23 protein-coding genes are annotated in these 25,806 nt (G+C 64.2%); 11 read left to right on the forward strand and 12 right to left on the reverse strand.

Going from position 1 to position 25,806, the window contains the following annotated elements:
• Positions 1-34: 34 nt before the first annotated feature.
• Entirely contained in the window at positions 35-1,462 is a 1,428-nt protein-coding gene (locus AB4Y36_RS28375) for an MFS transporter (protein WP_368684750.1), read from the reverse strand.
• A 287-nt stretch (positions 1,463-1,749) separates the two neighbouring features.
• Between AB4Y36_RS28375 and AB4Y36_RS28380 the strand changes: the two genes are divergently transcribed.
• Complete coding sequence (locus tag AB4Y36_RS28380) at positions 1,750-2,775, forward strand: aldo/keto reductase (RefSeq protein WP_368684751.1); 1,026 nt, start codon at positions 1,750-1,752, stop codon at positions 2,773-2,775.
• Between the two features lie 27 nt (positions 2,776-2,802).
• Here the strand turns inward: AB4Y36_RS28380 and AB4Y36_RS28385 are convergent, their stop codons facing one another.
• The 7 genes from AB4Y36_RS28385 to AB4Y36_RS28415 form a co-directional block, all read right to left on the reverse strand.
• Complete coding sequence (locus AB4Y36_RS28385) at positions 2,803-2,979, reverse strand: hypothetical protein (RefSeq protein ID WP_154677984.1); 177 nt, start codon at positions 2,977-2,979, stop codon at positions 2,803-2,805.
• A gap of 574 nt (positions 2,980-3,553) precedes the next feature.
• Complete coding sequence (locus AB4Y36_RS28390; RefSeq protein WP_069267464.1) at positions 3,554-4,255, reverse strand: carbonic anhydrase; 702 nt, start codon at positions 4,253-4,255, stop codon at positions 3,554-3,556.
• A 341-nt stretch (positions 4,256-4,596) separates the two neighbouring features.
• Positions 4,597-5,430 (reverse strand): ABC transporter ATP-binding protein, encoded by an 834-nt coding sequence (locus AB4Y36_RS28395; protein ID WP_368684752.1) that lies wholly within the window; start codon positions 5,428-5,430, stop codon positions 4,597-4,599.
• Between the two features lie 37 nt (positions 5,431-5,467).
• Positions 5,468-6,301 (reverse strand): ABC transporter permease, encoded by an 834-nt coding sequence (locus AB4Y36_RS28400; protein WP_368684753.1) that lies wholly within the window; start codon positions 6,299-6,301, stop codon positions 5,468-5,470.
• Positions 6,302-6,349: 48 nt separating this feature from the next.
• On the reverse strand, positions 6,350-7,213 hold the full coding sequence (locus AB4Y36_RS28405) for an ABC transporter permease (RefSeq protein WP_069267467.1): 864 nt from the start codon (positions 7,211-7,213) through the stop codon (positions 6,350-6,352).
• Between the two features lie 21 nt (positions 7,214-7,234).
• Positions 7,235-8,311 (reverse strand): ABC transporter substrate-binding protein, encoded by a 1,077-nt coding sequence (locus AB4Y36_RS28410; RefSeq protein ID WP_368684754.1) that lies wholly within the window; start codon positions 8,309-8,311, stop codon positions 7,235-7,237.
• A 290-nt stretch (positions 8,312-8,601) separates the two neighbouring features.
• Complete coding sequence (locus AB4Y36_RS28415) at positions 8,602-9,849, reverse strand: MFS transporter (RefSeq protein ID WP_342946318.1); 1,248 nt, start codon at positions 9,847-9,849, stop codon at positions 8,602-8,604.
• Positions 9,850-9,955: 106 nt separating this feature from the next.
• Here AB4Y36_RS28415 and AB4Y36_RS28420 point away from each other — a divergent pair, with 106 nt between their 5' ends.
• Both AB4Y36_RS28420 and AB4Y36_RS28425 read left to right on the forward strand, forming a co-directional pair.
• Positions 9,956-10,837, forward strand: coding sequence for a LysR substrate-binding domain-containing protein (locus AB4Y36_RS28420; protein WP_069267470.1), 882 nt, complete (start codon positions 9,956-9,958; stop codon positions 10,835-10,837).
• A 481-nt stretch (positions 10,838-11,318) separates the two neighbouring features.
• Entirely contained in the window at positions 11,319-11,717 is a 399-nt protein-coding gene (locus tag AB4Y36_RS28425) for a BON domain-containing protein (protein ID WP_069267471.1), read from the forward strand.
• Positions 11,718-11,874: 157 nt separating this feature from the next.
• Here the strand turns inward: AB4Y36_RS28425 and AB4Y36_RS28430 are convergent, their stop codons facing one another.
• On the reverse strand, positions 11,875-12,828 hold the full coding sequence (locus tag AB4Y36_RS28430) for a LysR family transcriptional regulator (RefSeq protein ID WP_069267472.1): 954 nt from the start codon (positions 12,826-12,828) through the stop codon (positions 11,875-11,877).
• 345 nt (positions 12,829-13,173) lie between these two features.
• On the opposite strand from AB4Y36_RS28430, the gene AB4Y36_RS28435 reads away from it, so the two are divergent.
• Together AB4Y36_RS28435 and mmsB are read left to right on the forward strand one after the other, a co-directional pair.
• Positions 13,174-14,700, forward strand: a complete 1,527-nt coding sequence (locus AB4Y36_RS28435; RefSeq protein ID WP_368684755.1) for a CoA-acylating methylmalonate-semialdehyde dehydrogenase — start codon at positions 13,174-13,176, stop codon at positions 14,698-14,700.
• Positions 14,701-14,751: 51 nt separating this feature from the next.
• Complete coding sequence (gene mmsB, locus AB4Y36_RS28440) at positions 14,752-15,642, forward strand: 3-hydroxyisobutyrate dehydrogenase (RefSeq protein WP_368618479.1); 891 nt, start codon at positions 14,752-14,754, stop codon at positions 15,640-15,642.
• Positions 15,643-15,704: 62 nt separating this feature from the next.
• Here the strand turns inward: mmsB and AB4Y36_RS28445 are convergent, their stop codons facing one another.
• Positions 15,705-16,760 carry a phytoene/squalene synthase family protein gene (locus AB4Y36_RS28445; RefSeq protein ID WP_368684756.1) on the reverse strand — a complete coding sequence of 352 codons (1,056 nt, stop codon included), beginning with the start codon at positions 16,758-16,760 and terminating at the stop codon, positions 15,705-15,707.
• Between the two features lie 71 nt (positions 16,761-16,831).
• On the opposite strand from AB4Y36_RS28445, the gene AB4Y36_RS28450 reads away from it, so the two are divergent.
• From AB4Y36_RS28450 to bamA, 3 genes are all read left to right on the forward strand, one after another.
• Positions 16,832-17,575 (forward strand): hypothetical protein, encoded by a 744-nt coding sequence (locus AB4Y36_RS28450; protein ID WP_368618481.1) that lies wholly within the window; start codon positions 16,832-16,834, stop codon positions 17,573-17,575.
• Positions 17,576-17,813: 238 nt separating this feature from the next.
• Positions 17,814-18,212, forward strand: coding sequence for a hypothetical protein (locus AB4Y36_RS28455; RefSeq protein ID WP_069267477.1), 399 nt, complete (start codon positions 17,814-17,816; stop codon positions 18,210-18,212).
• A gap of 138 nt (positions 18,213-18,350) precedes the next feature.
• Positions 18,351-20,666 carry an outer membrane protein assembly factor BamA gene (bamA, locus tag AB4Y36_RS28460; protein WP_083245500.1) on the forward strand — a complete coding sequence of 772 codons (2,316 nt, stop codon included), beginning with the start codon at positions 18,351-18,353 and terminating at the stop codon, positions 20,664-20,666.
• A gap of 597 nt (positions 20,667-21,263) precedes the next feature.
• On the opposite strand, the gene AB4Y36_RS28465 is transcribed toward bamA, so the two are convergent.
• Complete coding sequence (locus AB4Y36_RS28465) at positions 21,264-22,214, reverse strand: LysR substrate-binding domain-containing protein (protein ID WP_028205070.1); 951 nt, start codon at positions 22,212-22,214, stop codon at positions 21,264-21,266.
• A gap of 121 nt (positions 22,215-22,335) precedes the next feature.
• Here AB4Y36_RS28465 and AB4Y36_RS28470 point away from each other — a divergent pair, with 121 nt between their 5' ends.
• The 3 genes from AB4Y36_RS28470 (at position 22,336) to AB4Y36_RS28480 (ending at position 25,398) form a co-directional block, all read left to right on the forward strand.
• Positions 22,336-23,511, forward strand: a complete 1,176-nt coding sequence (locus AB4Y36_RS28470; protein WP_368684757.1) for a M20 aminoacylase family protein — start codon at positions 22,336-22,338, stop codon at positions 23,509-23,511.
• A 63-nt stretch (positions 23,512-23,574) separates the two neighbouring features.
• Entirely contained in the window at positions 23,575-24,900 is a 1,326-nt protein-coding gene (locus AB4Y36_RS28475) for an MFS transporter (RefSeq protein ID WP_069269307.1), read from the forward strand.
• A gap of 138 nt (positions 24,901-25,038) precedes the next feature.
• Complete coding sequence (locus AB4Y36_RS28480; RefSeq protein ID WP_368610322.1) at positions 25,039-25,398, forward strand: hypothetical protein; 360 nt, start codon at positions 25,039-25,041, stop codon at positions 25,396-25,398.
• Between the two features lie 116 nt (positions 25,399-25,514).
• On the opposite strand, the gene AB4Y36_RS28485 is transcribed toward AB4Y36_RS28480, so the two are convergent.
• Positions 25,515-25,802, reverse strand: a complete 288-nt coding sequence (locus tag AB4Y36_RS28485) for a hypothetical protein (RefSeq protein ID WP_368618484.1) — start codon at positions 25,800-25,802, stop codon at positions 25,515-25,517.
• Positions 25,803-25,806 lie beyond the last annotated feature (4 nt).

Here is a 25,806-nt window from a genome sequence, read left to right on the forward strand (position 1 = left end):
CTGCCGCCGCGCGTTGTCAGGCGCGCGGCGGGACCTACGCGCGCTGCCTGCGCGAGCCGCCGCCCACGTTCTGTCCCGCATCGCGCGCCATCTGCGCATAACCCCACACCGAGATCAGCGTGAGCACGCCGGCCGCGAGGAAGGCGAGCCGGAAGTCGTCGAGCGTGAACACATGGCCCGTGGTTTCGCCGTTCAGGTTCGCGGCCACGCGCAGCGCGAGCGCGCCGAACGCAATGCCAAGGCCGATCGTCATCTGCGCCGCGGCGCTCCAGAGCGTGCTGGCCGCGCTCATTTGCGGCTGCGCGACGTCGGCGTAGGCCAACGTGGCGAGGGTGGAAAACTGCATCGAGCGCGCCATGCCGTAGACGAACACGACGATCAACACGATAACGAGCGGCGTGCCGGGCGTGAGCAGGCCGCACGCGATCAACGAGACACCGGCAACGCTGACGTCGACGACGGAAACGAGCCGGAAGCCCCAGCGTTCGAGAATGCGCGTCGTGAGCGCCTTCATGCCGAGATTGCCGAGCGCGCTCGCGAGCAGCAGCAGGCCGGACTTGAACGCGGAAAGACCGAAGCCGATCTGGAACATCAGCGGCATCAGATACGGCGCCGCGCCGATGCCGATACGCGTGATCGAGCCGGTCACGATCGTGACGGAAAAGGTCGGAACCTTCAGTGTGGAAACATCGACGAGCGGGTGCGGATGACGTTTCGCATGCACGAACGCGACGACCCCGATCGCGACGCCTGCCGCCACGAGCGCCATTGCGCGCCACGGATTCTGGCCGACCTGGCTCGCGAGTTCCGCGCCGTAAAGGATGGCGGTCAGCGCGGCGCCGCTCAGCACGAGCCCCGCGACGTCGAGCGGCCGGCGCTGTTCGCCGCGCAGGTTCGGCACGATGGCGGCGATGGCCGCGAGCACGGCGATGCCGAACGGCACGTTCAGCAAAAAGATCCAGCGCCACGACGCGTAGGTCGTGATGAAGCCGCCGATGGGCGGTCCCACCACGGGCGCGGCGATGGCGGGCCAGGTGATCGTCGAGATCGCCTGCATGAGCTTGCTTTTCTCGGTGCTGCGCACGACGATCATGCGCCCGACCGGCACCATCATCGCGCCGCCAATGCCCTGCAGGATGCGCGCGGCCACGAACTCGTCGACGTTCTGCGAGATCCCGCACAGCACGGACGCCACCGTGAACGTGACCACGGCGCTGAAGAACACGGTGCGCGCGCCGCAGCGGTCCGCCACCCAGCCGCTGGCCGGAATGAAGATGGCGAGCGCGAGCATGTAGGCGGTCACGCCAAGACTCAGGCTGTTCGGGCCGATGCCGAACGAGCGCGCCATCTGCGGCAGCGCCGTGGCGATCACGGTCGTGTCGAGGTACTCCATGAAGAACGTGGCGGCGACGAGGTACGGCAGCCAGCCGACGCCGGGGGAACGTTGTGCGGGAGCGGTCATTGCGCCTCCACGCAGCAGCGGAGAATCAATGCGATCTTGTTACGGAGCATGGGCAGGCAGCGGAGATATTGCCGATCGGTACGTTGCGGACCGGATTGTGAAGCACAAAGCCCGCGGCGAAAGGCGACAGTTTCCATCAGGCAAAAGCATCTGTACAGCCGCGCGGCGGTCCGCGGCGCGGCGAGCCGTTCGCCGTGTGACCCGCGCGGCAAGCCCGAATCGAAGCGCGTAGACTCGTCCGCTGTCGGCATCACATCGTCAACCCGTTGATTAATGGAGAGTCGGAAATGGAATACCGTTTTCTGGGTGCGTCCGGAATGAAGGTGCCGGTGCTGAGCTTAGGCACCGGCACGTTCGGCGGCAAAGGCGAGTTCTTCGAGGCCTGGGGCGCAACCGATGTCGCCGAAGCGCGCAAGCTCATCGACATTTGCCTCGACGCTGGGGTCACGATGTTCGATACGGCCGATATCTATTCGAGCGGCGCGTCGGAGTCGGTGCTCGGCGAGGCGCTCAAGGGGCGCCGCGACAAGGCGATCATCTCGACCAAGGCGACCTTCCGGTTCGACGACGAACCCAACAACGTGGGCTCATCGCGCTTCCACCTGAAGCGCGCGGTCGACGCGGCGCTCAAGCGCCTGCAGACCGACCATATCGACCTGTTCCAGTTGCATGGATTCGATGCGCGCACACCGGCCGAAGAGGTGCTGTCGACGCTCGACGAACTGGTACGCGCAGGCAAGGTTCTCTACACGGGCGTGTCGAACTTCTCGGGCTGGCACCTGATGAAGTCTCTGGCCGTGGCCGATCGCTACGGCTATCCGCGTTACGTCGCGAACCAGACGTACTACTCGCTGATCGGCCGCGACTACGAGTGGGAGCTGATGCCGCTCGGGCTCGACCAGGGTGTGGGCGCGGTGGTGTGGAGTCCGCTGGGCTGGGGACGGTTGACGGGCAAGATCCGGCGCGGCCAGCCGCTGCCGGAGAAGAGCCGTCTGCACAAGACGGCGGAGCAGGGGCCGCCGGTGCCGGACGAATACCTCTTTCGCGTGCTCGACGCCATCGACGAGATCGCGCAGGAAACCGGCAAGACCGTGCCGCAGATCGCGCTGAACTGGCTGCTGCAGCGGCCGACGGTCGCGACGGTGCTGATCGGCGCGCGCGACGAGGCGCAGTTGCGCCAGAATCTCGGCGCGGTCGGCTGGGACCTCACGCCCGAGCAGGTGGCGAAGCTCGACGCCGCGAGTGCTGTGCGGCCTGTGTACCCCTACTGGCACCAGGAGGGTTTTGCCGAGCGCAACCCGTCACCGGTGTAATGAGTCGCCTCGCCCGGTGAGGCTTCATCAAGCCGCTTCGGTCTGGCGCAGGATCTGGGTCGCGCCCAGATGCAGCGCCAGCGCGAAGAACTCGCGCTCCGCGAGATTGAGGGTCTTCGCGGCGGCCATCGCGCGGTAATGATCTTCCGGGTGCAGGAACAACTTCACTTCGACTTTCGACTGACGGTTCTGCGCGGACTCCATGGATGCTTCTCCTTCGGTAACCGGGCGCTCGGCCCGTGACGGGTGCGAAGCCCATTACCGGGCGTCCATACGCGCAAAAGCGCGCGCCGTTTGCCGCGACGTGAATAGCAGCATGAAAACGGCGATGACGCGGAGTGGGCCTTTCAAGTTCGCCTGCCGCGGCGCGTGCGCGACGGCAGGACACGCGCGCTGAACTAGCGAAGCGTGGGACGACGCAATGCGCCGGTAGTGCGATTGAAGCCGGGATGAGACAGGTGATGCGACGGCGGGGCAACGTGCTGCATAGCGACCAACCTCCGGAATTCTTCTTCTTGTGCGGCAGGGCGCCGCATGTAGTACGGGCCAGAGTGTAGTCGGGTTTTGTCCTAGGGTAAACCCCTAATTCGAAAAGAATTATTGCGCAGATTGAGAAAATCGCCCGACAAGACCCGGAAATGCGCTGTGGACGCACTTCAATTCATGCGGAATGCATAAGGGGGGTGTGAATGGGGCGGCGTGAGTCGCCGCCCCGGCGCTGGCCAGAAGTGAGCCTGGCAGTCAGCGTGAAGGCGTGGGGCGCATCAGCGCCCGGCCATTATTCCTCGACGCGCTTGCGCAGGCGCGCACGCGCTTCGCCGAGCGACAGGAACTTGCCGTGTGCTTCGTCCAGCACAGTGACCTTGCCGTGGCCGATGTCATAGACCCAGCCCTGCAGTTCGAGCTGGCCCTGGGCCACGCGCGCCGCCACGGCGGGGTGCGTGCGCAGGTGCGTGAGTTGCAGGCGGACGTTTTCTTCCACGAGCGCCTGAACGATCTGGTCGTCGTCCAGACCGCGGGTTTTGACCACGCTGCGCGCGGCTTCCGCGTTGCGCAGCCACGCGTGCACGGTGGGCATGTCGGCCGTGGCTTCCGCACCCGAGGCGAGCCCCTTCATCGCGCCGCAATCGGTATGGCCGCACAGCACGATCTGCTTCACGTTGAGCGCGAGCACCGCGAACTCCACGACGGCGGAAACGCCGCCGAGCATTTCGCCGTACGCCGGCACGATATTGCCGATGTTGCGGCACACGAACAGATCACCGGGCTTGGCCTGCGTGATCATTTCCGGCGAAACGCGCGAGTCGGCGCAGGTGATGAAGAGCGTGTGCGGCGCCTGGCTGTGGGCGAGGCTGCGGAACAGCTCCTTGTTGCCCGGGAAAACGTGATGAGTGAATTCTTCCACGCCGTCGAGCAGGTGTAACAGGTCGCAGCCGCACGAATCGGAGTGACCGTCGTGCGAGTGGGTGTTGTCTGGCATGGATGTTTCTCTCTTTATCATGAATCGACACTATCGAATGGCAACAGCGGGAGTTTACGCTGAGCCGACCCCTTGCGGATCGGAAAACTTCGCGTCACGTTGCCCCGGACAGCCGTTTCCCCGGTACTCAATCGTCGAACCCGCGGGATATGCCGATAAACCGGCAGAAAAGACGGCTAGTTACCCGAAAGCGTGCTGCTGCGAAGGCGCTGACGCGTCGTGCGTTTCCGTTCGAAAGGAGATTTTCTCACGCCGGGCGCAATTGGCACACCCGCGGTGTCGCCGGCGATGTCGGGATCATGAGGAAGGAGGAGCCGCGACCGACCAGTCGGTCGGCGCGCTCACCACGCCATGCGCCACTGACCTGAAGATTGGCCAGGGGTGTCGGGCAACAGCGTGCCGCCGGGCGGTGTCGTGGCGTCCGAGAAGTCGGAGAGAATCTCGTCGCGCAGCCGCACGAAGCGCGGATCCGCGCGATCGCGCGGGCGCGGCAATGCCACGTCGACGATGCGACGAATGCGGCCGGGGCGCGGCGCCATCGTCACGACGCGCTCGCCCAGGTAGATCGCCTCGTCGACATCGTGCGTGACGAGGATCATCGTGATGCGTTCGCGTTCCCAGATACGCAGCAGTTCGTTTTGCAGACGGCTGCGCGTGAGGGCGTCGAGTGCGCCGAAGGGTTCGTCGAGCAGCAGCACGCGCGGGCGATTGACGAGGCCGCGCGCGATCGCCACGCGCTGCGCCATGCCGCCCGAGAGCTGATGCGGATACGCCCGCTCGAAGCCCGTGAGGCCCACGAGTGCGATGTGCTCGGCCACCGCGTCGTGTTTTTCGCGTGCCGACAGCGGGGCGTTGCGCAGTGCCGCCAGGATGTTCTGTTCTGCCGTGAGCCAGGGAAACAGACGATGATCCTGGAACACGATGCCGCGCTCGAGCGAGGTGTCGCCAACACGTTCGCCGCGCATCATGATGGCGCCGCTATAGCCCGCGTCGAGGCCGGCGATCAGGCGCAGCAGCGTGGATTTTCCGCATCCGCTCGCGCCGAGCACGCTCACGAATTCGCCGGGGCGCACATGCAGCGTCACGTCGTCGAGCACGACGAGCGTGGACTCGCCCGTGCCGTAGCGCTTGCTCACATGCAGAATGTCGAGTCCGGCGGGTTCAGTGGCGCTCATCGGCTTTTCTCCAGTTTCTGTTGATTGGTAGTCCGGATCATTGGGCGGTGATGTGCAGCCGCGCCAGCACCGTTCGCTCCACGCGCCGAGCGAGCGCATTGAGCGCCCAGCCGATCGCGCCGACGACGACGATGCCGCACAGCACGAGGTCCATGCGGAACTGCTCGCTGCCGTCGATCAGAAGATTGCCGATGCCGCTGCCCGCCACGAGCAGATACTCCGCGCCGAGCGTGGCGAGCCACGAATAGATGAGCGCGAGATAAAGGCCCGTAAAAATAGAGGGCAGCGCGGCGGGCAACAGCACGTAGCGGACAAGCTGCAGGCGCGAATAGCGCAACGCCCGCGCGAGTTCGACGTATTTGCGTGGCACGGCGTGAATGCCGTCACACGTATGGGCGGCAACCGGGAGCAGCGCCGCGAGCGAAAGGAAGACCACCTTGGCGGCGTCGCCGAGCCCGAACCATACGGAAATGAGCGGAATCCATGCGAACAGCGAGATCTGCTTGAAGGTGTCGAAGCTCGGCCCCACGACGCGTGCGGCGATGCGCGAAAGACCCAGCGCGCCGCCCAGCAGGAACCCCGCGGTCGCGCCGATGGCAAAGCCGCAGGCTTCGCGGGCAAGCGACGCCGAAAGCGCGCGGAACAATGCACCGCTTTCGATTTGTTCATAAGCGGTGCGAATCACATCGCCGGGACTCACGAGCAGGCCGCTTTTCACGAGATGCGAGGCGCTCAAGGCCCACCACAGCGCGATGGCGGCGAGGGGCAGGGCGGCGCCACGCAAATCGACATTGCGGCGCGGCCTCGCTTCGGTGGCCGCGTCACAGGCGCAATCGGGACGCGCGGATGCTCGTGCAAGCGATATCTTCATGGCGAATTCTCCCTTGTCCTCAATGGCGGTAACCAGGCATCGTCAGCGTCAGCCGCGAAACGCCGAAGGCGTGCCGCGCCGCAAACGTCGCTCGAGCACATCGAGCAGACGATTGATGACGAGGCCGACCGCGCCCACCACGACCACTGACGCCATCACGAGATCGAGCTGAAAGAGCTGGCGGCCATACACGATCAGGTAGCCGAGGCCTTCCGAGGACGCCACGAGTTCGACGACGACGAGCGCGAGCCACGCCTTCGTGAAGGCCAGGCGCACGCCGGTGGCGAGCGTCGGAATCGCCGCGGGCAGCACGAGCCTCACGATGCGTTGCCAGCGGGTGTAGGCGAACACGCGCGCGACTTCATCGAGTGCAGCGGGTGTTTGCCGAAAGCCCTGCATGGTGCTGAGCGTGACGGGCACGAGCGCCGCGTGAGCGATGAGCAAATACTTGAGCGGCTCGCCCACGCCGACGAGCAACAGCAGAAACGGCAGCCAGCCGAGCACGGGAATCTGCACGATCGCGTTGAAGCTGGGCAGCACCCACGCTTCGAGTGTGCGGGAGAGCCCGAGCGCACCACCGATCAGGAAGCCGAGCGCAGTGCCGCCGGCGAAGCCCAGCAGCACGCGTTGCAGGCTGATCAGCGTATTGCGCGCAAGCTCGCCACTCTGGGCGAGGTCGACGAAGGTTTCATAAACGCGCTGCGGCGCAGGCAGGATTTGCGGCGCGATCCAGCCACGCGCGCAGCCGACGCTCCACAGCAGATACAGCATCGCAGGCAGCAGCCAGGGCGCGAGATGCCAGGTGCATGCGCGCAGTACGCTGCGCCAGCGCACGTGCGCGCTCGTCGTGTCGAAACGTGGTGTTGCTGCACGCGGCGCGTCCGAAGCAATCGTGATCGCGGTTTCCGTCATGATGCGGCTCCTCTCGCGTGCTCAGCCCAGCGGCTTGCCGGCGGCGTCGTAGCGGGTCCAGTAGTGTTCGAGCTTTTGCGCACGCAGCGCGTTGTCGAGATAGCGCGGCTCGAACCACGAATCGACGTCCACGGGCTGGCGGATCAGCTTCAGGCGCAACGCGTCCTGCGCAACGGCTTTGTAGCGCGCCACGATGAACGGATCGATCAGCGGCGAATTGCGGTACTTCAGCGGCTGGTCGCCGAATTCGGCTTGCCAGGACGAATAGCTCACGCCGCTCTTCGCCCAGAGCTTGAAGAGCGCGTCGCGGTTTGCTTCATCGGACGACCATTGCGCCGCCTGCACGAAGACATTGACCACGCGTTGCACGATGTCGGGGTGTGCCTTCTCGAAGCCGTCGAGCACGAGCAGATGCGCCTGGCGCGTCAATTGCGGGCCGTCATGCTGCGATTCGTAGACGATGCGGACGAGCCCCTGATCGCGCAGCCGGTAAAGGTGATAGTCGTTCGCCGAGGCGTCGATGCCTTTCGATGCGAGCGCCGCGAGCGAACTTGCGTTGTCGAGGTTGATCACCCGTAGCGCGCGCTCGTCGAGCTGGTTCTCCGCGAGCGCGTTGTCGGCCACGAGTTGCAGATTCGTGCCGCGAAAAATGGCGACGCGCCGGTCCTTGAGGTCCTTGATCGATTTGATGTCGGAATCGGCGGGCACACCCACTTTCACGCCGGAGCGCACGCCCGACTCCAGCAGGATGCGGGTCTTGAGGCCGTTGGCGCGCGCGAGCACCGAGGGCAGGTCGCCTTGATACGCGAAGTCGAGTGCATTGTTGGCAATGGCCTCGTTCACTGCCGGACCCGCGCCTTTGAAGAAGAGCCACTCGACCTTGATGCCGTCGGCGGCGAATTCCTTTTCGAGCAACTGCTGGCCGCGCACTGTGGCAGCGGTCGAACCGCCGAAAGTGGGCGGGTCGCCCGCGCCTTGCTGCGCGACGCCGATGCGGATCACGGCGGGCTTCTCGGCCGCAGCATGCAGGGAGACGAACGAAAGCGCAGCAAAAATCAGAAACTGCGGCAGGTACTGCAGTACGCGATGTGAACGCATGGGCAGGTCGGATCTGGGTGACGAAACGGGGTGCGCGGACTGGCGAGCTTGCTTCGCTGTCGTTGCCGTTGGGTCATTCTTTTCCGGGTTTGCCGATGAGGACAACCAATGATTCGAGATTTGCATTTCTCGACAAAGGCGCTGCGCTTTTCGGGGAAGGTGAACGGCAGGGCGCATTCATGGTAGTGGAACGTGGCCCGTGCAGTAGGAAGAAATCGTGCTATCGATGTGAGCAGAAGCGCAAAGCCGCACCGCGCGTCGGGGCGCGGTGCGGTGTGTGAAACCGCGCCTTAAGGTGTTTCGACCGCGTGGCGCGGTGCAGCGGCACGCCGCGACGGCATGAAGTACCACACGGCGCAGAGCACTTGCAGACCGACGAGTACGGCCCACACGGTCTGATGCGCGACCGCGGGGTAGTGGCCGTCGAGTGCGGGCCAGTGTGCGAGCGCGGCGCCGATCGCGATCTGCAGCAGGAAGATGCCGATGAAGATGACGAGCGTGAACGTGGTGTTCACGCGGCCGATCAGACGCGGCGGGAAATATTCGGCGAGCACGGCATACGTGAGGATGCCGGTGCCCCCGAACGCGCCGTAAGCCGCCCAAAGCAGCGACGCGGGAAGCGGCACGCGCGCCGCGAGCAAGGCTTGCACGAGCACGAACACAAGCATCGTGACGCCGGAAAAGAGCTGGACGCTCACGCCGCGCCGCTCGAAGCTGCGCGCGAGCGCGCCAAAGCCGATGTTGCCGACAATGAAAGCGCCGCCCAGCACGGAAACGAGCGAGGCCGCGCGCGCGCCGACATCGGCGGTGCCGGCCGGCACGACGTCGCGCAGAAACGCGCCGACCCACAACGACTGCATGGCGTAAAACACGGCCTGGGTGAGGCCCGAGAACGTTGCGGTCTTCCAGAATGCATGGCTGCACAGGATATGCGCGGTGCCCTTGAACTGCTCGAGCACGCTCGCCTGGTGGTGGGTGTCGCGCGTACGCGGCCCGCCAATCCAGATGATGGCGGCCACGAGCACCGTCAGCACCGCGAGCCCGATGCTCACCGCGCGCCAGGGCGCGATCGAGAGCAGCCACGAGAGCGGGGCGCCCACGGCCACGCCGCCCAGGCCGCCCACGGCCATCACGAGGCCGTTCACGAGCGTGAGCTGCGCCACGGGAAAGTGCTGCGCGGTGGCTTTGAACGCGCCGCCGAGGCACACCGACACGCCCACGCCGATCAGCAGCCGGCCCACCATCATTGCGGCCATGTTGTGCGAGACGCCGAAGATCAACGCACCCGCCGCCGCCACGAGCATGACGCACGCGGTGACGCGGCGCGGGCCGTAATGGTCGAGCAGCACGCCGCCCGGAATTTGCGCGCCCGCGAAGCCGAGGAAATAAAGGCTCGTGAGCGTGCCGAGATCGGTCGCCGTGAAGCCCATTTCACGCGAGAGAAACGGCGCGAAGCCGAGATTGACGCCGCGAAACAGATACGAAATGAAGTAGCCGAGCGCGAATACGGCGAATACGCGCAGTCTGAGTGAGGTCATGTTGGGGGCGAAAGCGGATTGAATGCCTGGCTGTCGATTATTGGCGATTGCCGTTTGGGAGGCCAGCGAGAGATTTCAGACGGCATTGTGAGTAGAATTTGACGTCATGGCCCGACCTCTCCCTCCTTTGCAGGCGCTGCGCGCCCTTGAAGCCGCTGCGCGGCGCCGCAGTTTCAGCCGTGCCGCGGAAGAATTACATTTGACGCACAGCGCCGTGAGCCATCACCTGCGCGCGCTCGAAACGGAACTGGGCGTCGAGCTGTTCCGCCGCGCGGGCAGCCGCATGATCCCCACGGCGGCGGGCGCGCAGCTGGCCGAGCGCGTGCGCCGCAGTCTGGACGACCTGCGCGATGCGCTCGACGCCACGCGCCCCGGCGTGAGCGGCGTCACGCGGCTGGAACTGAGCGTAATGTCCGATTTCGCATCTGTCTGGCTGATTCCGCGCCTGGGCGACTTCTACGATCGCCACCCCATGGTCGACCTCTCGCTGCGCATGCACGCCGACGTGACGCCGCCCGACCCCTATCCTTTCGACATCGGCATCTGGCATCGGCGGGTCGACGAGCCCGGCTTCCAGATCCGCAAGCTGCTGGACGACCAGGTCGTTGCGGTATGCAGTCCGGCCTTGCTCGCACGTCATCCCGACTTTCGCATGGAAGGTCTCGCGAGCATGCCGCTCCTGCGTTTTTCGCGCCGCTCGTGGCGCGACTTCTTCGAAGCCGCGGGCGTGGCCGGCGACGAACCAGAGCGCGGACCGGTGTTCGACGACGCGGGCCTGCTGCTGCAGGCAACGGTGGCCGGGCAAGGGGTGGCTACGGCGCGCCTGCAGCTCGCACGCGGTTTCATCGAGCGCGGTGAGCTGGTGCAGTTGGGGCAGGTCCGCATTCCGGCCTCGCTCGACTATTACTTCACGTGGCGAGAAGGGCATCCGCGCGAAGCGGCGATCCAGCAGTTCTATCGATGGATAAAGGCGCAATTGGCCAATTGATACCGGCCTCTCGTATTGCGCAATGGGTATTCGGGTTAACCGCTGATCGTATTGTCAACGCTACTTGAGTGATGCGCGTTGCTGTTTGAATAAAGCGGCTCAATCCCGCTCTGGATTACGCGATTAGTCATTGTATTCATATCGCATGCACCAAAGCGGATCATGGCTGAAAGCATTGCGCCGGACGTTTAAAAACGGCAATGAAACGCCGGTGAATGGACCGTAAAGCGGGCTTTGAAGCGATTCAATTGCCGTCTTGCGCAATGGCTTCACTATTTGGACTATCAACTGTATTCGTCTGCGGAAAGCGCCAGGAAGTGTGGCGTGGAATCACAGATTGGGCACGCTTCGTGTCAAGAATGAAATAGTTGCGGTATTGTTACTCCCCATCGCCGTTTGGCGCGTGAATGTTTTGTAGTCAATGGTGTAGTTAACGGCCCATTCCTGGGCCTGCAATAAGACTGACAACAGGAGAAACTGCATGAAGGCTATTCAGATGTTCAAGCTTGCCGCAGCCACGGCACTCGTGGCGGCCTCGTTCCAGGTCTACGCGCAGGACGCTTCGGCCCCGGCGGCCGCAGAAACCCCTGCCAGCGGTCCGACGGCCGCAGCCCAGCACAACGTCAATCAATCGAAGGCAGCATTGCGTCAGGCACGTGCAGCGAACCGCGCGCTCGGCCGCAAGGTCCGTGCGGCGCTGGCGCGTGAAAAGAACGTGAGCGTCTCCAACATCACCGTGCGTGCGAAAGACGGCGCCGTCACGCTGCAAGGCACCGTGCCCGATGCGTCGCAGATCCAGCGCGCTGGCGATGTCGCCAAGGGCGTCGAAGGCGTGACGTCGGTGCGCAACGCGCTGACCATCCGCCCGGTTGGGACCTGAGCATTGGCTAGCCGGCGCGCGCCCATCGCCCTTCGAGGTGCGGGCGGCGACGCCGGAGCGGGTGTCTTCCTTCCTGAAGGCCGCACATGCAGTCCCGTTCGTGGACTGCATGTGCGGCTTTTTTAATTGCTTATCGACACTGGAAAGCGCTTTGCGCTCACGGCTCGACGTAATGCATTTCCGGCGATTCGCCCATCAGCAGCGGGCGATTGGCGTCGGCGGCTGCGCGCAGATAGTCCCAGAGCGACGTGATGCGCCGCAGCTTGCGCAAGTCCTCGCGGCTGCACAGCCAGAAGCGCCGCGTCACCACGACTTCGTCGGGCAGGATCGACACGAGGCGTGGGTCCGGTTCGGCCATGAAGCAAGGCAGGATGGCGAGCGCGCTGCCCTGCAGCGCAGCATGGTATTGCGCGATCACGCTGGTGCTGCACAGGTTTGCGCTCACGTTCGGCGCTGTGCGTTCGAGATAGAGCAGTTCGTGGCTGAACGCCAGATCGGCGACATAGCTGATGAAGGCGTGATTGCGCAGATCGGCGGGTGTGCGTATGCGCGCGTGGCGCTCGAGATAGGCCGGCGTGCCGTACAGGCGCAACCGGTAGTCGCATAGCTTCGTGTAGACGTACTGTCCGCGCTCGGGGCGTTCCAGCATGATCGCGAGGTCGGCCTCGCGCTTCGAAAGGCTCACGAAGTGCGGCACCGGCAAGAGGTCGATCGACATGTCGGGATGCTGGCCCGTGAAGCGCGCCAACTGCGGGGCAAGAAAGAAGCAGCCGAAACCCTCCGTCGAACCCACGCGCACATGGCCAGAGAGCGATTGCGCGCCGATCGCGAACTGCTCGCTGGCCGATTGCACCGTGGTTTCCACCGCATCCGCGTAGGCCAGCAGCCGCTGGCCTTCGGCCGTCAGCACGAAGCCGCCCGAACGCGATTTGTCGAACAGGACAGTGCCTAGCGCTGCCTCCAGCTCGCGCACCCGGCGTGCAACGGTGGTGTGGTCGACGCCCAGGCGCTTCGCGGCGCCGCTCGCACGCTGCGTGCGAGCGACTTCCAGGAAGTAGCGCAGATCGTCCCAGTTCAGTGTCTCCATGCTGCTCGTTGTGTTTTTTTGCATATCGGATGGGCTTTTTCATCTATATGCCGTGGATATTCGAATAACTATACTCGTTGGACAAGGCGACTGAAACAGACGCGGTCGCACGACAACAAGGATGGAGACAGACGATGCAAATGCAGTCGTTCCCCGCGCGGGCGCCGCAGGCATGCACACAGGCGCGTCCGTGCTCAGCAGGACTCTCCTTTACCTCGCCCGGCTCCATTCCCGGCACGCTCGATATGTCCGCATGCATTTGCACAGCGTGCTTGCGTGCGTGCTGCGATTGAAGATTTCGCCGACTCCGCATATTTCGCTATATCCGGCCACGGCCGGCCCGTTCGAATCCATCAGGGAGAGTTCAAGATGAACGCAGTGACCCAGGCATCCAACGCGCAAGTTTCCACCGTCAAGCTGCTCATCGACGGCGAGTTCGTCGAATCGAAAACGAAGGAATGGCGCGACATCGTCAATCCGGCCACGCAGGAAGTGCTCGCGCGCGTGCCGTTCGCGACCGTCGAGGAAGTGGATCGGGCCGTGAAGGCCGCGCACGCCGCGTTCGCCACGTGGAAGAACACGCCGCTCGGCGCGCGCCTGCGCATCATGCTCAAACTGCAGGCCTTGATTCGCGAGCATATGCCGCGCATCGCGCAGACGCTCACCGCCGAGCAGGGCAAGACGCTGCCCGACGCCGAGGGCGACATTTTCCGCGGCCTCGAAGTGGTCGAGCACGCCTGCTCGATCGGCACGCTGCAGCAAGGCGGCTTCGCAGAGAACGTCGCGGGCGGCGTGGACACCTATACGCTGCAGCAGCCGCTAGGCGTGTGTGCCGGCATCACGCCGTTCAACTTCCCTGCGATGATTCCGCTGTGGATGTTCCCGATGGCGATCGTTTGCGGCAATACGTTCGTGCTCAAGCCTTCGGAGCAGGACCCGCTCTCGACCATGCAGCTCGTCGAACTCGCCATCGAAGCGGGCATTCCGAAGGGCGTGCTCAACGTCGTGCACGGCGGCAAGGAAGTCGTCGATGCGATCTGCACGCACGAACTCGTGAAGGCGATTTCGTTCGTCGGCTCGACGGCCGTGGGTACGCACGTTTATCGTCTGGGCAGCGAGCACGGCAAGCGCGTGCAGTCGATGATGGGCGCGAAGAATCACGCTGTCGTGCTGCCCGATGCGAATCGCGAGCAGGCGCTCAATGCGCTGGTCGGCGCGGCGTTCGGCGCGGCCGGTCAGCGCTGCATGGCGACTTCGGTGGCCGTGTTCGTGGGCGCCGCGCAGCAATGGGTGGACGAGCTGGTGGAAAAGGCGAAGACCCTCAAGGTCAATGCGGGCCATGAGGCGAAGACCGACGTCGGACCGGTCGTTTCGCGCACCGCAAAAACGCGCATTCTCGGCCTGATCGACTCGGGCGTGAAACAAGGCGCAACGCTCGCACTGGATGGCCGCGACGTGAAGGTGCCCGGCTACGAGAACGGCAACTTCGTCGGCCCCACGGTGTTCACGAACGTGAAGACCGACATGGACATCTACACGAACGAGATCTTCGGGCCGGTGCTCGTGGTGCTCACGGCGAAGACGCTCGATGAAGCGATCGCCATCGTCAATGCGAATCCGTTCGGCAACGGCGTGGGCCTCTTCACGCAGAGCGGCGCGGCGGCGCGCAAATTCCAGAGCGAGATCGACATTGGCCAGGTCGGCATCAACATTCCGATTCCGGTGCCGGTGCCGTATTTCAGCTTCACGGGTTCGCGCGGCTCGAAGCTCGGCGACCTGGGCCCGTACGGCAAGCAGGTCGTGCAGTTCTACACGCAGACCAAGACGGTCACCGCGCGCTGGTTCGACGACGCGACCGTGAGCGACGGCGTGAACACGACGATCAGCCTGCGCTGAAGCGCTGCCCGCGATAAACATGGAGTACTGAACAATAAGGGAGAAAGGCTCATGAAAATCGGATTTGTCGGGCTGGGCCACATGGGCGCGCCGATGGCGCTCAACCTGCTCAAGGCGGGACATACGGTGACGGTGTTCGACTTGAGCGCGAGCGCGATGCAAACGCTCGCCGAGGCCGGTGCGCAGAAGGCCGCATCGGCGAAGGCGGCGGCAAGCGGCGCGGAGTGGGTCATCACGATGCTGCCCGCTGCGGCGCACGTGCGAAGCGTGCTCACTGCGGAAGACGGCGTGCTGGCGGGCGTTGGGAAGGGCGTGACGATCATCGATTCGAGCACGATCGATCCCGCGAGCGTCAAGGAGTTCGCGAAGCTGGCGCAGGCGCAGGGGAACGCGTTCGTCGATGCGCCGGTGTCGGGCGGCACGGGCGGCGCGGCGGCGGGCACGCTCACCTTCATGGTGGGCGGCAGCGCCGCGCACTACGAGAGCGTGAAGCCGGTGCTCCTGGGCATGGGCAAGAACATCGTCCATTGCGGCGAGACGGGCACGGGGCAGGTGGCGAAGATCTGCAACAACCTCGTGCTGGGCGTCACGATGGCCGGGGTGGCCGAAGCGATGGCGCTAGGCGAGGCGCTCGGCATCGATCCGAAAGTGCTGGGCGGCATCATGAACACGTCCACAGGCCGCTGCTGGAGTTCGGATACGTACAACCCGTATCCGGGCGTGATCGAGACGGCGCCTTCTTCGCGCGGCTACACAGGCGGTTTCGGCACGGACCTCATGCTCAAGGACCTGGGTCTCGCCACCGACGCTGCCAAAGGTGTGCATCAGCCCGCGTACATGGGGGCGCTTGCGCAGCAACTGTATCAGGCGATGAGCAGCCACGGCGACGGCAAGCTCGACTTCTCGGCGATCATCAAGCTGTATCGCGCGGAGAAAAGTTGAGGCGCGTTGTTTCGAGTCGCGAAAGGCGCGCTGCGAAGCGCGCTTTTTTTTGACCGTACTTTTCAGGCCTTGATGCGCGCCTCGACACGCGCGAAGAGCCGCTTGAACCAGACACGGAGCAGCGCGTTCGAAGGCGCGAGCGCGGTGGAGCAGGCAAGAATGCGATAGACATCGTTGCGCGTGACCTTCGAGGTCTTCGCGGGATCGAGCCAGTCGTCGTTGTCGACGAGGCGTTCGAGCGTTTCGAGGCCGATGAGAATGGGCCACAGGCAGGCGAGCCGCAGACGCACCGAAAAGCGCGGCAGCGCGAACGTATAGTCGATGGCCGCGCGGAAATGATCGAGCGAGATACGCACGAGTTCGAGCATGATCGGCCGTGCGCGCGCCGAGGCGCCGGGCTGCATCAGGTCCTGCGCGGTGAGCCCCGCCTGGGCCAGCATCGAAGCGGGCAGATAGCAGCGGCCAATGCGCAGATCCTTGCCGCAGTCCCGCAGCACGTTCACCATCTGCAACGCCTTGCCGAAGCGGATGCCGCGCGTGTACATGGTTTGTTCCAGCGAGGGCGCGAGCGTGCCGGGCAAGTGCATGTAGGTCATCTTCGTCCAGAACTCGCCTACGCAGCCCGCCACGAGATAGGTGTAGCGGTCGAGTTCGTCCCACGTGTTGAGCGCGGCCACCTGGCCCGAGCGCTCGTCGGGGAACGTGCGTAGATCGAATTCCATGCCTTCGGTGAGCGTCGTGACGATCGCGCGCACGGCCTGGCGGTCGGCTGGGTCGAGTTGCGCGAGCACGTCGAGCGCGCTGCCCAGCGATTCGAGCAGCAGCTTCTCGTCCGATTGCGTTTGCTGGCCCGCGACCTCTCCCGCGAGATCGGCGAGCAGGGTGTCATGGTTCGTCGCGCCGTTCACGCGCTCGCGCAGCGCGAGCAGCAGGGCGAGCCGCCGCTCGGGCGGGATCAGCGCGGTGTCGGCAATGGTGTCGGCGGCGCGCGCGAGCAGATAGGCTTCGCCCACGGGGTCGCGCATGCCGGCGGGCAGCACGCGCATCGTGAGGTAGAACGAACGGGAAACGCCTTTGAGCAACGGGCCCAACAGGAAGGCCCGGGTAGTATTCTGCATGTCGGATAGGGGCAGCGGGGGACGGATCGAACGCAGCCGCATTGTATCGTGGACGAAGGAGACTAGGCCCGTTGAGACCCGAACGCGCGTTTTACGACCTCCAGGTGCGTTTCGCGCGCACGGCGGCGCGCCTCGCGGACATCCCGCTCGCGGCGGCGTTGCTCGACTGCACGAATCTCTATGTGCGCTTCGGCGCGGGACGCACCTTCGATCGCACGCACCCGCTGTGGGCCGGCTATCTCGATGGTCTCGATGAGCACGCAAGCGTTGCTGAGCAGTGCGAGTGGACGTGGCGTTACCTGCAGCGCTGCCCAACGCATCAGGCGGCGCCTGCGGTCGACCAGACGGCTGGCTGTTTCTCTTACGCGCAGGAACCGCATGGCGGGGTGCGCCTGCATTTCAATACTCGAACCGACAACGGCATGTCGCCGCTCGATTCCCGGCAACTTGCCGAGCGGCAAGGCGAGTTGCGGACCTTGATCGACCAGTTGTGCGGGCAACTGCGCGAAAGCGGTCGCGGGTCGAGCGACGTGCTCGTCCACGGCACTTCCTGGCTGTACAACGTGCCCGCTTACCGGCGGATCTTTCCCGCGGCCTATATCGCAAGCGCGCAGCCCGTCGCCCGCCTGCGTGCGCTTTCGCTTTGGGGCCAATTTCTCGACCGTAACGGCTGCGTGCGCAACGGCGCAGCCACGATGCTGCTCGCGCGTATCGAACGCGCAGGTGCCTTCGCCGATCTCTTGTCTTGCTTTCCCTTACAGGCACTCGCGGTACAGGCGAGCGTCGAGGTGTTTGCCGATAGAAAGCGAACGTAACCGGTACGGTTACCAAAAATTCTTCAAGGTGACCGTGACAGTGTGCGAGAGAGAGGAGATCGAAAGCCGCTGCATGTACGCAGGGTATTGGCGTAGCGCGGAAATGGATGCGTGCGAAACGACCGTACAGGGCCGCAGCGCAATATTGATGAAAGTAATCCCTGTAATGCAGGGGTAACGCGAACACCGCGCCCAGCGCACTAGACTCCGCCGATGCTTTTGTAACGGAGCGCCGCACATGTCCTCGTCCCCGGCTCTTGCCATTCATTCCCTGCGCGATTTCGAGCTGACTGCGGACGGCCAGTACCTGATGGTGAACGGCAATCAGCCGGATAGCGTCGCGCTGCATTGCTCGGTGATGCATGAACTGCTCGCCGCGCTTTCCAACGCGATTGGCCGCTCCGAGCGCATCCGCCACAAGACCGCGAGCGTGAAATTCACCATGCCTTGCGAGGCGTGGGAGATCGGCCGCGAGTCGGGCGACGTGCAGCATCTCGTTGTGAGTTTTCGTCTGCCTGGCGGCGCCGAACTGTCGTTCCGTCTGCAGCCTGCGCAGGCCGTGCACATGACCGAGGTGCTCTCGCTCGCAACAGGGCTCGCGAAGATGCGCCTGCCTGGCCGCGCGAGCATGCAATAGGCGTGGCGCGCCGGCCTCGCCTGGCGCACTCGTTGTACACCCCGCATCCGTGGATGCCGGCCGCGCGCGTCTCGCGCCGGTCATGGCGCATTCGGCACTCTCACGGCTCCTTCGTTGGCTTCACATTCGACCTCCCGCATGACGGCATCAACTACCACGGCGCGCTATGCACGCGCACTGACTCTCGCCGGCTTCGGCATCGGCGTGACCGCTGCGGCGCACGCCACCGAGCCCTTCGTGGTCCAGGACATCCGCATCGACGGGCTGACGCGCATCGAGCCGGGCACCGTGTTCGCCTATCTGCCGATCAAGCAGGGCGAGCCCTTCACCGACGACAAGGCCTCCGACGCCATTCGCGCGCTCTACGCGACGAGCCTCTTCAGCGACGTGCGCATTTCCACGCAGGGCGGCACCGTGATCGTGCAGGTGCAGGAGCGGGCCGCCATCGGCACGATCGATTTCGCGGGGATCAAGGAATTCGATAAGGATAACTTGACTAAGGCGCTCAAGTCGGTCGGGCTCGCGCCGGGCCAGAGCTACGACAAGGCGCTCGTCGACAAGGCGGAGCAGGAGCTCAAGCGCCAGTACCTCACGCGCGGCTACTATGCGGCCGAAGTCACGACCACGGTCACGCCGATCGACCGCAATCGCGTCGGGCTGCTGTTCTCCGTGGTCGAAGGGCCGAGCGCGAAGATTCGCCAGATCAATTTCATCGGCAACAACACGTTCAGCGGCGGCACGCTGCTCGATGAAATGCAGCTTTCCACGCCGAACTGGTTCTCGTGGTACACGAAGAACGACCTGTACTCGAAGGAAAAGCTCACGGGTGACCTCGACAACGTGCGCTCGTACTATCTCGATCGTGGCTATCTGGAGTTCAATATCGATTCGACGCAGGTTTCGCTGTCACCCGACAGGAAGGACATGTACCTGACGATCGGGATTCACGAGGGTGAGCCCTATACGATCTCGAGCGTCAAGATGGCCGGCAATCTGCTCGACCGCGAGGCCGAGTTGAAGAAGCTCGTGGGCGTCAAGCCGGGGCAGCGCTTTTCGGCGCAAAAGCTCAAGGACACGACCAAGGCGATCGTCGACAAGCTCGGCGAATACGGCTACGCGTTCGCGACCGTGAACGCGCTGCCGGAAATCGACCAGAAGGACCACACGGTTGCGCTCACGCTGCAGGTCGATCCGAGCCGACGCGTGTACGTGCGGCGCGTGAACGTCACCGGCAACACACGCACGCGCGACGAAGTCGTGCGCCGCGAAATGCGCCAGCTCGAAAGCTCGTGGTTCGATTCGAACCGTCTCGCGCTCTCGAAGGACCGCGTCAACCGCCTTGGCTACTTCACCGACGTGGACGTGACCACGGTGCCGGTGGAAGGCACGCCGGACGAGGTGGACGTGAACGTGAAAGTGACCGAGAAGCCCACCGGCACGCTTTCGCTGGGCCTCGGCTATGGTTCGGGCGAAGGGCCGATCATCTCGGCGGGCATTTCGCAGGACAATGTGTTCGGCTCGGGCAACAGCCTCTCGCTAAACGTGAATACGGCCACGACATACCGTACGCTCTCGGTCACGCAGGTCGATCCGTATTTCACGGTGGACGGCATCAAACGCATTACTGACGTCTACTACCGCACGACCGAGCCGCTTTACTACTCGAGCACGAACGACACGAGCTTTCGCATCATTTCCTATGGAGCGGACATGAAGTTCGGCATTCCGTTCTCCGAGACCGACATGGTGTATTTCGGCCTCGGCGTCGAGCAGGACCGCCTCGATGTCGATGCCAACACGCCGCAGACCTATAAGGACTACGTGAACGATTTTGGCCGCGTCTCGAACACGGTGCCGCTTACCGTGGGCTGGTCGCGCGACAACCGCGACAGCGCGCTGGTGCCGAGCCGCGGCTACTACGCGCAGGCCAATGCCGAATACGGCACGCCGGCGGGCACGCAGTACTACAAGGGCGATGCGCAAATGCAGTATTACTACTCATTTGCGCGCGGCTTCGTGCTGGGGTTGAACTTCCAGGGTGGCTACGGCAATGGTTTGGGTGGCAAGCCGTATCCGATCTTCAAGAACTACTACGCGGGCGGTATCGGTTCGGTGCGCGGCTATGAGTCGGGTTCGCTCGGGCCGCGCGACACTACGACGAACGATCCGATTGGCGGCTCGAAGATGGTGGTGGGGAATATCGAGTTGACGTTTCCGCTGCCGGGCACGGGGTATGACCGCACGCTGCGTGTATTCACTTTCGTGGATGGCGGTAATGTGTGGGGTACCGAAGGCAGCAGCACCGGGGCGAACGGCTTGCGTTACAGCTATGGCGCGGGGCTTGAATGGATCTCGCCGATCGGGCCGCTCAAGCTTGATCTGGGGTTCCCGATCGTCAGGCACGCCGGTGATCAGTATCAGAAGTTTCAGTTTCAGATTGGGACTTCGTTCTGAGTTTTTTTTGCGGCTTTGGCCTTTCCTTGTTTTCGTGGCGGTATGCAGGCGTTGCCCCTGTGCGGGGCGGCACCTACTTTCTTTGCGGCGGCAAAGAAAGTAGGCAAAGAAAGCCGCTCAAACCGCTAGCGCCTGCCACGGTTCACATCTCGACGTACATGGTGAATGGCTCCGGAGCGTCTGTCACCTCGCACCACCCAACTTAGTGACAAGGCAGTCATTCATCCCGCTGCTCGCTACGCGCGCTGCGGTCGGGGCTGCATGGGAAACCAGATGGCACGCGTGAGCATTCGCGAGAATGCACGCGCACCAATGGTTTTAGGTTATGCCCTTCGGCGCGCGTAGCGCCGCCGGAAGGAAGAGCGCCTTGTCACTAACTTTGAAGGTGCGAGATGGCGGACGCTCCGGAGCCATTCACCGTGTACGTCGAGATGTGAACCGTGGCAGGCGCAGGCGGTTTGAGCGGCTTTCTTTGCCTACTTTCTTTGCCGCCGCAAAGAAAGTAGGTGCCGCCCCGCACAGGGGCAACGCCTGCATACCGACGCGAAAACAAGGAAAGGCCAAAGAACCCAGAACAAAGACAAAAAAAGCGGCCAATCAAATCAGCAACTCAAGCGAGTGATAAAGCCGCCTACGCTCAGGATTAGCAGAAGCCTCACCAGCATGAATCGCCTCCTTGAGGCACTCCAGAAAGCACTCAGCCGCAGCAGAAAGCGGCACACCACGCCGGGCAACCACGCTCACCACCGTGCGATCCACTTCCTCCTGAAGCGCGAGCGCACGCAAATTGTCGCGCGCAAACCGCGTTTCCACCAACGGCCACGGAAAAATACTCACCATATCCGTGTTCATGATAAGCCCCATCGCCACCACGAACGAGTGCGCCAAATGCACGTTGTTCGGCATCGGCAGACCGTGACGCAGGAAAACATCGTCGGCGATCATCTCCTTGCTGGCCGGGTCCCAGTTGAGCAACCATTCGCAATCCTGAAGTTCTTTCAGCGATTGCGCATGCGAGAGCGGATGGTCCTTGCGTACCACCACGGCCGACTCCGTGGCGAAGATCGGCGTCTGCGTGAATTCCGCATGCAGCGAAGCGGGCCCGGGCTTGCCTAGCGAAAAGTCGAGCGACCCGTCGCGCAGCCGCGGCATCACGATATTGAGCAGGCCCTCGTAGAACTCAAGCTGCATGCCGGGCATGCGCTCGCGAAACAGCGTGACGGCGTCGGGCAAAAAGGACAGGGCGAGCCACGGCGTCACCCCAATCGCGAGCTTGCCGCCGCCGCGCCCGCGCCGCGCATCGAGTTCGTCCTGGGCGCGCGACATCTGGTGCACGACCAGCCGCGCATGAACGAGCAGCGCCTGTCCCGCCTCCGTGAAGGCGATGCCGTTCGCATTGCGCGTGACGAGCGCGATTTGCTGCTCGGCTTCGAGCTCGCGTACCGCTTTCGTTGCCGCCGCCGGCGAGATGCCAAGCGCACGCGCGGCCGCACGAATGCTGCCGGTATCGGCCATGGCGACGAGCGCGCGGAACTGATGAAACTTCATAGGGATAACCCGAGTGCGCACTTCTGGTTGGCGGGCCAACTATTTTAGGGCTGTCGGCCAAAAGGAGACGTCATTATTCTCAAGCGAATTCACACTCACGCTCGCCCTGGAGGGAATTCGTATGAACACGATGGCTATCCCGGCCGCAATCGCCGCGATCGAAGAGGAGATGATCGCGCTGCGCCACGAGATCCACGCGCATCCCGAACTGGGCTTCGAAGAATTCGTCACGAGCGACCTCGTCGCGCAGCGCCTCACCGAGTGGGGCTACGAGGTGCACCGCGGGCTGGGCGGCACCGGTGTCGTGGGCACGCTCAAGGTGGGCGAAGGCGCTCAGCGCCTCGGTCTGCGCGCCGACATGGACGCGCTCCCCATCCACGAAAACACCGGCCTCGATTACGCGAGCCGCATTCCCGGCAAAATGCACGCGTGCGGCCACGACGGTCACACGGCCATGCTGCTCGCAGCGGCGAAACATCTCGCGCAGTCGCGCAACTTCAGTGGCACGCTGCACCTCATTTTCCAGCCCGCCGAAGAAGGCCTGGGCGGCGCGAAGCGTATGCTCGACGAAGGCCTTTTCGAGCGCTTTCCCTGCGACGCCGTGTTCGCCATGCACAACATGCCGGGCTTTCCCACGGGCAAGCTCGGCTTTCGCGCGGGGCCGTTCATGGCTTCATCGGACACGGTCATCATCGACATCGACGGGCGTGGCGGTCATGGCGCGGTGCCGCATAAGGCGATCGACCCGGTGGTGGTGTGCGCCAACGTCGTGCTCGCGCTGCAGACCATCGTGTCGCGCAACGTGCCGCCGCTCGACATGGCGATCGTCACCGTGGGCGCGATCCATTCGGGCGACGCGCCCAACGTGATTCCGCAAACCGCGCAGATGCGCCTCTCGGTGCGCGCGCTGCGCCCCGAAGTGCGTGACTTGCTGCAGGAGCGCGTCACGTCGCTCGTGCATGCGCAGGCAAGCGCCTACGGCGCGACGGCGCGCATCGACTATCAGCGCCGCTACCCGGTGCTCGTGAACGACGCGGCGATGACGGCGTTCGCGCAGGATGTGGCGCGCGGCTGGCTCGGCGAAGACGGCCTCATCCACGACATGGCGCCGCTCACCGGCAGCGAGGACTTCTCGTTCCTGCTCGAGCGCTGCGCGGGCAGCTATCTCATCATCGGCAACGGCGACGGGGAGGGCGGCTGCATGGTGCACAACCCCGGCTACGACTTCAACGACGATTGCCTCGCCACCGGCGCGGCATACTGGGTGCAGCTCGCCGAACGCTTCCTGCGCGACTGAAGCTCGAAGCCGGCGGGTAAACGCACCACGATACGAGACACGAGACACACGAGGAGACACCCGATGAACGCCACGTCGATTCAGGCGCCGGCCGCTGCCGCCCCGGCTTCCACGCGCCGCTCGCGCGCGAAGGCCATCTTCGCGATCACGCTCGGCAACGGGCTCGAGTTCTTCGACTTCACGGTCTACAGCTTCTTTGCGTCGATCATCGGCTCGCTGTACTTCCCGGTGCACGGCTCGCTGAACCAGTTGATGCTCGCCGTGGGCAGCTTTGGCGTGGGTTTCGTCGTGCGTCCGATCGGCGGCATCGTGATCGGTGCGTTTGCGGACCGCGTCGGCCGCAAGGCCGCCATGACGCTCACGCTCTGGCTCATGGCGCTCGGCTCGGCGCTCATCGCGTTCGCGCCCACTTATGCGCAGATCGGGCTCGCGGCGCCCGCACTGATCCTGCTCGCGCGTCTCGTGCAAGGCTTCGCGGTGGGCGGCGAAGTGGGCGCCTCGACATCGCTCCTGCTCGAATACGCCGACGACCGTTCGCGCGGTTTTTACGGCAGCTGGCAATTCGTGAGCCAGGGCCTGAACACGGTGTGCGGCGCGCTCATCGGCGTGGCGCTGTCCACCATGCTCTCGCAGGCCGCGCTCGAAAGCTGGGGCTGGCGCGTGCCGTTCGTGATCGGCATGCTCGTCGTGCCGGTGGGCGTATATATCCGCCGTCATCTCGACGAAACGCTCGCGAACCCCGTCGAAGTCGAAGACGCCGAACCCGTGGCCGACGTGGCGCGGCCGCTGCGCGAGATTTTCGGGCGTCATCGCACGGCGCTCGTGGCGGGTGTCGTCACGACCATCGGCGGCACGGCGGCGAACTACATCGTGCTGTTTTACATGTCGACCTATGCGATCAAGATTCTCGGCCTGCCGATGTCGGTCGGCATGAGCGCGGCCCTCGTCGCGGCGCTGGTCACGGCAGTCTGCTCGCCGTTCGCCGGCTCGCTCTCCGACCGCCTGGGCCGCAAGTGGGTGATGGGTGTTTCGCGCGTGCTGCTGATCGCGGTGATCTATCCGGCTTTCATGGTCATTCACGCCATGCCGACCATCCCAACCGTGCTCGCGGTCGTGGCCGTGCTGGGCGCGATCGTCGCGTTCACGGCGGTCCCCAATATCGTGATGCTGCCCGAACTCTTTCCTCAGTCGATTCGCGTGACGGGCATGTCGGTGGTGTATTGCGTGGGCGTTTCGATCTTCGGCGGCTTCGCGCAGTTCTTCGCGACCTGGCTCATCAAGCTGCTCGACAATCCGCTCGCGCCCGCCTGGTATCTGATCGGCTGCGGCGCGGTCTCGCTGCTCGCGCTGCCGCTCATTCGCGAGCCGGCGGGTCGTCCGCTCGATTAACGCTTCTCTCTTCTGCCGCTACGCACTTTTAGCGGCCGCGCAGTGTTTGTTTACCCGACTTTTACGCGGCGCTGCCTAGAATCGGTTCGTGTTCAACTCGAGCGCGCCGCCCCGAACGACGGCGTGCGCACAACACGTATGCCGTCTATCGTCTCGCAGGGCCCGAATTCCCGCGGTTCCCGCTCCGCCGCCGCGCCGCGGCCCGTTCTCTCGCTGCACAATCCGGGCAAGCCCCTTCACCCGGCAACCCATCGCACGACAGTGCAACTGGTCGTGCGCGTGCCCACGCGCGAAGCGCAACTCGCTCGTTGCACGCTGCATGGTCTGGTTGGCAGCGCGCTCGGCGTGCATACAATCGATATCGATCGCCGCAGCGATCTCGCTTGTCTGCACGTCGAACTCGATCGCCGCCGTGTCGCCGAGGCCATGGCGCTGTTGATGCGCACGCTTTCGTGTGCGGAGTTCGGCTCGGTGCGCCGGCTCGATCGCGCCGCCTGATTCGCAGCGCGTGTCGCAACCGCTGCTGCGACGGCTGCGACATGCCTTGATGTTCTCCCGCCCGCCCTCCACGCGACGCACGTTCCGTGCGTCCGCAATCTCCGCTTTCCGCGCTCTCACTTTGTTCCTACGCAAGCGTTGCGCATTTTCACGCGAACGTTAGCGAACGATTCCGTCATTTCGGATTTCGAAATGAATCCGGACACTATTGCTCCGCGAGTGCCGGTCTTTTCATCGAGTGCGACTTTTTGGCCGTCCTGATCCTGCGCTCTCCCGAAAAACAGTAGTATTCGCTCGAGCACCAAAGTCAGTTTGGCGATTTGGTTCGATTCGATCGCCCGCGCGCGCCTGATTTGGGGTTCGTCGGTCCAGCGCAGATCGTCGATAACAACGGAGAACAGCATGACT

The sequence above is a fragment of the Paraburkholderia sp. BR10936 genome (genome assembly GCF_040965735.1).
GTDB classification, from domain to species: Bacteria; Pseudomonadota; Gammaproteobacteria; order Burkholderiales; family Burkholderiaceae; genus Paraburkholderia; species Paraburkholderia nodosa_A.

Excerpts from the sequence above, each read along its gene's own strand:
- AB4Y36_RS28375 (WP_368684750.1), bottom strand. The coding sequence starts at position 1,462 with ATGACCGCTCCCGCACAACGTTCCCCCGGCGTCGGCTGGCTGCCGTAC.
- AB4Y36_RS28380 (WP_368684751.1), top strand. The coding sequence starts at position 1,750 with ATGGAATACCGTTTTCTGGGTGCGTCCGGAATGAAGGTGCCGGTGCTG.
- AB4Y36_RS28385 (WP_154677984.1), bottom strand. The coding sequence starts at position 2,979 with ATGGAGTCCGCGCAGAACCGTCAGTCGAAAGTCGAAGTGAAGTTGTTC.
- AB4Y36_RS28390 (WP_069267464.1), bottom strand. The coding sequence starts at position 4,255 with ATGCCAGACAACACCCACTCGCACGACGGTCACTCCGATTCGTGCGGC.
- AB4Y36_RS28395 (WP_368684752.1), bottom strand. The coding sequence starts at position 5,430 with ATGAGCGCCACTGAACCCGCCGGACTCGACATTCTGCATGTGAGCAAG.
- AB4Y36_RS28400 (WP_368684753.1), bottom strand. The coding sequence starts at position 6,301 with ATGAAGATATCGCTTGCACGAGCATCCGCGCGTCCCGATTGCGCCTGT.
- AB4Y36_RS28405 (WP_069267467.1), bottom strand. The coding sequence starts at position 7,213 with ATGACGGAAACCGCGATCACGATTGCTTCGGACGCGCCGCGTGCAGCA.
- AB4Y36_RS28410 (WP_368684754.1), bottom strand. The coding sequence starts at position 8,311 with ATGCGTTCACATCGCGTACTGCAGTACCTGCCGCAGTTTCTGATTTTT.
- AB4Y36_RS28415 (WP_342946318.1), bottom strand. The coding sequence starts at position 9,849 with ATGACCTCACTCAGACTGCGCGTATTCGCCGTATTCGCGCTCGGCTAC.
- AB4Y36_RS28420 (WP_069267470.1), top strand. The coding sequence starts at position 9,956 with ATGGCCCGACCTCTCCCTCCTTTGCAGGCGCTGCGCGCCCTTGAAGCC.
- AB4Y36_RS28425 (WP_069267471.1), top strand. The coding sequence starts at position 11,319 with ATGAAGGCTATTCAGATGTTCAAGCTTGCCGCAGCCACGGCACTCGTG.
- AB4Y36_RS28430 (WP_069267472.1), bottom strand. The coding sequence starts at position 12,828 with ATGCAAAAAAACACAACGAGCAGCATGGAGACACTGAACTGGGACGAT.
- AB4Y36_RS28435 (WP_368684755.1), top strand. The coding sequence starts at position 13,174 with ATGAACGCAGTGACCCAGGCATCCAACGCGCAAGTTTCCACCGTCAAG.
- mmsB (WP_368618479.1), top strand. The coding sequence starts at position 14,752 with ATGAAAATCGGATTTGTCGGGCTGGGCCACATGGGCGCGCCGATGGCG.
- AB4Y36_RS28445 (WP_368684756.1), bottom strand. The coding sequence starts at position 16,760 with ATGCAGAATACTACCCGGGCCTTCCTGTTGGGCCCGTTGCTCAAAGGC.
- AB4Y36_RS28455 (WP_069267477.1), top strand. The coding sequence starts at position 17,814 with ATGTCCTCGTCCCCGGCTCTTGCCATTCATTCCCTGCGCGATTTCGAG.
- bamA (WP_083245500.1), top strand. The coding sequence starts at position 18,351 with ATGACGGCATCAACTACCACGGCGCGCTATGCACGCGCACTGACTCTC.
- AB4Y36_RS28465 (WP_028205070.1), bottom strand. The coding sequence starts at position 22,214 with ATGAAGTTTCATCAGTTCCGCGCGCTCGTCGCCATGGCCGATACCGGC.
- AB4Y36_RS28470 (WP_368684757.1), top strand. The coding sequence starts at position 22,336 with ATGAACACGATGGCTATCCCGGCCGCAATCGCCGCGATCGAAGAGGAG.
- AB4Y36_RS28475 (WP_069269307.1), top strand. The coding sequence starts at position 23,575 with ATGAACGCCACGTCGATTCAGGCGCCGGCCGCTGCCGCCCCGGCTTCC.
- AB4Y36_RS28480 (WP_368610322.1), top strand. The coding sequence starts at position 25,039 with ATGCCGTCTATCGTCTCGCAGGGCCCGAATTCCCGCGGTTCCCGCTCC.
- AB4Y36_RS28485 (WP_368618484.1), bottom strand. The coding sequence starts at position 25,802 with ATGCTGTTCTCCGTTGTTATCGACGATCTGCGCTGGACCGACGAACCC.